The following is a 3,518-nucleotide window of genomic DNA, read 5'->3' as shown; positions in this document are numbered from 1 at the left end:
TATTGATTTTTAATCAATTATATTTTTTGTCGTGTACTAAAAAAAAAAACAGTAAATTTTGACGACCCCGGAACCTACCACTTTTACTTTGGGGATGAAACCGGGAGCGCCGGAACCATCCTTACCTTTTTCCCCTGGGGAGACGGCATACCACAAGGACGCAGGGGCACAGGCATGGCTACCGAAATTGGGTATTCTGTCCCCAAAGGCAGCCTTGATTTTTGGGTAGACCGTTTTGAAAAACACAATGTAATTTATAATAAGCCGGCTGAACGTTTTGGAGAGCGTTACCTTACATTCCTTGATCCTGACGGGCTTAAACTGGAACTTATTGAAACCAATATAACTGATACACGCAAACCCTGGGAAACCGGTGAGGTAAAGGCTGATGTGGCCACAAGGGGATTTCATAATGTAACCATCACGCTGAATACTATAAGCGGTACCGCTGCTATACTCACTGAAATTTTTGGCTATAAACTTATAGCACAGGATGTGAACCGCTACCGCTACGCTACTGATGCCGTAGGGAATGCTGCTATAGTAGACCTTGTTGAACTTAAAGATGAAAAACGCGGCCATGTGGCCAACGGCACAGTACACCACGTAGCCTTCAGGGTAAAGGATGACGAAACGCTAATGCACTTCCGCCAGAAGGTAGCCGAACGTGGCCTGAATATAACCCCGCAAATTGACAGGAACTATTTCCATAGCCTGTACTTCAGGGAACCGGGCGGCGTACTGTTTGAAATTGCAACTGATAATCCCGGTTTCCTCATTGATGAAACGCTTGAAGAACTCGGTAAAAACCTAAAGCTGCCTGCACAGTATGAATCACGCCGTGATGATATTGAAGCGCATTTAGTACCCATAAATTAATTAACTCTCACAACTACAGGTGTCACGTCCGGCCTGTCCATGGCACCTGTAGTATTAAAATATTGACTATGAACTTTCAACCATTACAATATATCTACAAGCCTTCAGGCCATCCTGATGCTTATACTTTACTGCTGCTGCACGGCACCGGCGGTAATGAGAACGACCTGTTGCCCTTAGCCGCTGACTTAAGCAATAACTACAATATTTTAAGCCTGAGGGGCAACGTCAGCGAAAACGGCATGCCCCGCTTTTTTAAACGTTTGGGCATGGGCATATTTGATGAGCAGGACCTGCATTTCCGTACCGATGAATTGGTGGCATTTATAAAAGGACTTGCCTTTAAAGAAGGCTTTGATGCTTCTAAAATTATAGCTTTGGGCTACTCTAACGGGGCAAATATTGCGGGTGCCACACTGGTAAAATATCCGGAACTGCTGGCAGGAGCAATATTGTACCGGCCAATGCAGCCTTTTAAAGATTTCACAGTAGCAAAAAAAGCGGCTAATGTACCCGTTTTTTTCAGCTCAGGAAAAGCCGACCATACTGTAAATCCTGCTGATACAAAAGTATATGTGGATAATCTTGAAAAGATGGGATTTGATTTAGAATTTCACAACCTGATTACGGGCCATCAACTGGTGCGTGAAGACATTCAACTTTCTGCCGTGTGGCTCAGCCAACATTTTGGACGATGAAGGCGTTTCACATTACAAGGGTTTATGCTGACGCTGATGGGGAGTCGCATTTTGAAGACATTGCCATACCGCTTACTGACAAAGGCAAAATAGGCTTTTTGTCAGAAACGCAGCAGGGCGGGACAATCATCTTCAGGAAAGTTACAGGGCAGTATGACTATGATTTTCATAATGCCCCCGCAAGGCAGTACATCATCCTGCTGGATGGCGAAATCGAACTGGAAGTTTCATCAGATGAAAAAAGGAAGTTTACAGCAGGCCATGTTTTACTTGTAGAAGACACAACAGGCAGGGGCCACAGGACAAGGAATGTAACACTTGCGGAAAGATCATCAATATTTATTACTTTATGAGGTAATTATTAATACATATATAACCTTTCTGTCATATTAAATCTGTAACTTTCTGCCACAAAACAACCCGCTATGTCAAACATTAACCTTATTATAGAAGAACGCCCCAGCGATATTGGGAACTTCCTGGTGGGGCGGCTACTGCCCTTTAAAGATAAGCGTACAGTAGGGCCATTTGCATTCATTGACCACATGGGCCCTGCTCACCTGAATGACCATGAAAATTTTGATATCGGCCCACACCCGCATATTGGGCTTTCTACCCTAACCTACCTGTTTGAGGGAAGCATAATGCACCGTGACAGCCTTGGTATTGAAATGGAAATAAAACCCGGTGCCGTAAACTGGATGACAGCCGGTAAAGGCATTGTACATTCCGAACGCACACCTGATTACCTTCGTTCTTCTGATAAGGTAATGCATGGACTGCAAATATGGGTGGCACTGCCAAAGGAACTGGAACAGATGGAACCCTCTTTCGCGCATATTGAAGCAGAAGAACTGCCTGCCTGGGAGCAGGACGGGGTACAGCTAAAACTGATTGCAGGGGAAGTGCTGGGCAAAAAATCTCCCGTACCCGTCTACAGCCCGCTGTACTACCTCGAACTGAAGAGCACACAAAAACATCATATAGATTTTATGGGCGAATTATACGGCGAAAGTGGCTTATACATCCTTGAGGGCAGTATTGAAATTGACGGGTATACTTTTGAGCCAAAACAGTTACTGGTCACTAAAAATGCTTCAGCGTGCGGGTTTACAATGAACAAAAATACCACAGTATATATTTTCGGCGGCGAGCCGTTCCCGGAACAAAGGCATATTTACTGGAATTTTGTGGCAACCACACCCGAGCTCATAGAAAATGCAAAAGAAAGGTGGCTTAAGAGGGAATTCCCCGAAATACCGGGCGAAACAGGTTTTGTACCGCTACCTCCACAAAACAATAACTTTAAAACAAAACACTGATACAATGGAAATAAAACATTTCGATGATGGCAAAAAAGGACACTGGAAGGCCATCGAAAACAGTACCGAAGCCGGTATTATGACCTATGTCTGGGCCGGCGGGGACAAATTTATTATAGAACATACTATCGGTAACCCCGATTTTAAGGGCGTAGGGATGAAATTACTGGATAAAGCCGTAGCCTATGCACGTGAAAACAATAAAAAAATTGTACCGCTCTGCCCCTTTGCAAAGAAGATGTTCGACCGTAAGGAAGACATTCGTGATGTGCTGGCTTAGCAGTTTTACAGGATAATAAAGATTTTGATTGTACTCCTGTAAACTAAAGTTTTACTGTCAATTCAAAAACTAATACTATTTAAATTGGGACCAATTCAGTTACAATTAAAAAACAGCCTTGTCAGTATTAGTGATATTCCTGAAAATGAAATAAATACCGCTCTTTTATTGTTTAAGGAGGTTTCATTCCCGGAAAAGGGTGTTAATACCTTATAATTGCTTAATCCTGATAAGCAGTATTACCATTTTGAGCAGCAGGCTAAGTGCATTTTTGTTATCACCTTTCCTGCTGTCAGCTATATCTCCCCGCCGCGAAAGCAGGCGGCGGGGAGGATGCCG

General features: G+C 43.6%; 5 protein-coding genes. All 5 read left to right on the top strand.

What is annotated here, in order from left to right:
• The first annotated feature begins 174 nt into the window (after positions 1 to 174).
• The 5 genes from CHU92_RS01320 (at position 175) to CHU92_RS01300 (ending at position 3,179) form a co-directional block, all read left to right on the top strand.
• A complete protein-coding gene (locus CHU92_RS01320; RefSeq protein WP_243389538.1) occupies positions 175 to 879 on the top strand; it encodes a ring-cleaving dioxygenase in 705 nt (234 codons plus the stop codon).
• A 68-nt stretch (positions 880 to 947) separates the two neighbouring features.
• Positions 948 to 1,577: an alpha/beta hydrolase gene (locus CHU92_RS01315; RefSeq protein WP_094411824.1), complete on the top strand. Its 630-nt coding sequence runs from the start codon at positions 948 to 950 to the stop codon at positions 1,575 to 1,577.
• On the top strand, positions 1,574 to 1,930 hold the full coding sequence (locus CHU92_RS01310; RefSeq protein WP_094411822.1) for a cupin domain-containing protein: 357 nt from the start codon (positions 1,574 to 1,576) through the stop codon (positions 1,928 to 1,930). The genes CHU92_RS01315 and CHU92_RS01310 overlap by 4 nt, the downstream gene beginning before the upstream one ends.
• Positions 1,931 to 2,002: 72 nt before the next feature.
• Entirely contained in the window at positions 2,003 to 2,899 is an 897-nt protein-coding gene (locus tag CHU92_RS01305; RefSeq protein WP_094411820.1) for a pirin family protein, read from the top strand.
• Positions 2,900 to 2,903: 4 nt separating this feature from the next.
• Positions 2,904 to 3,179, top strand: coding sequence for a GNAT family N-acetyltransferase (locus CHU92_RS01300; RefSeq protein WP_094411818.1), 276 nt, complete (start codon positions 2,904 to 2,906; stop codon positions 3,177 to 3,179).
• Positions 3,180 to 3,518 lie beyond the last annotated feature (339 nt).

The sequence above is a fragment of the Flavobacterium cyanobacteriorum genome (assembly GCF_002251835.1).
GTDB lineage: Bacteria > Bacteroidota > Bacteroidia > Flavobacteriales > Flavobacteriaceae > Flavobacterium > Flavobacterium cyanobacteriorum.
The sequence above is the reverse complement of the archived record's forward strand: the minus strand, read 5'-3'. Positions and strand labels throughout refer to the sequence as shown.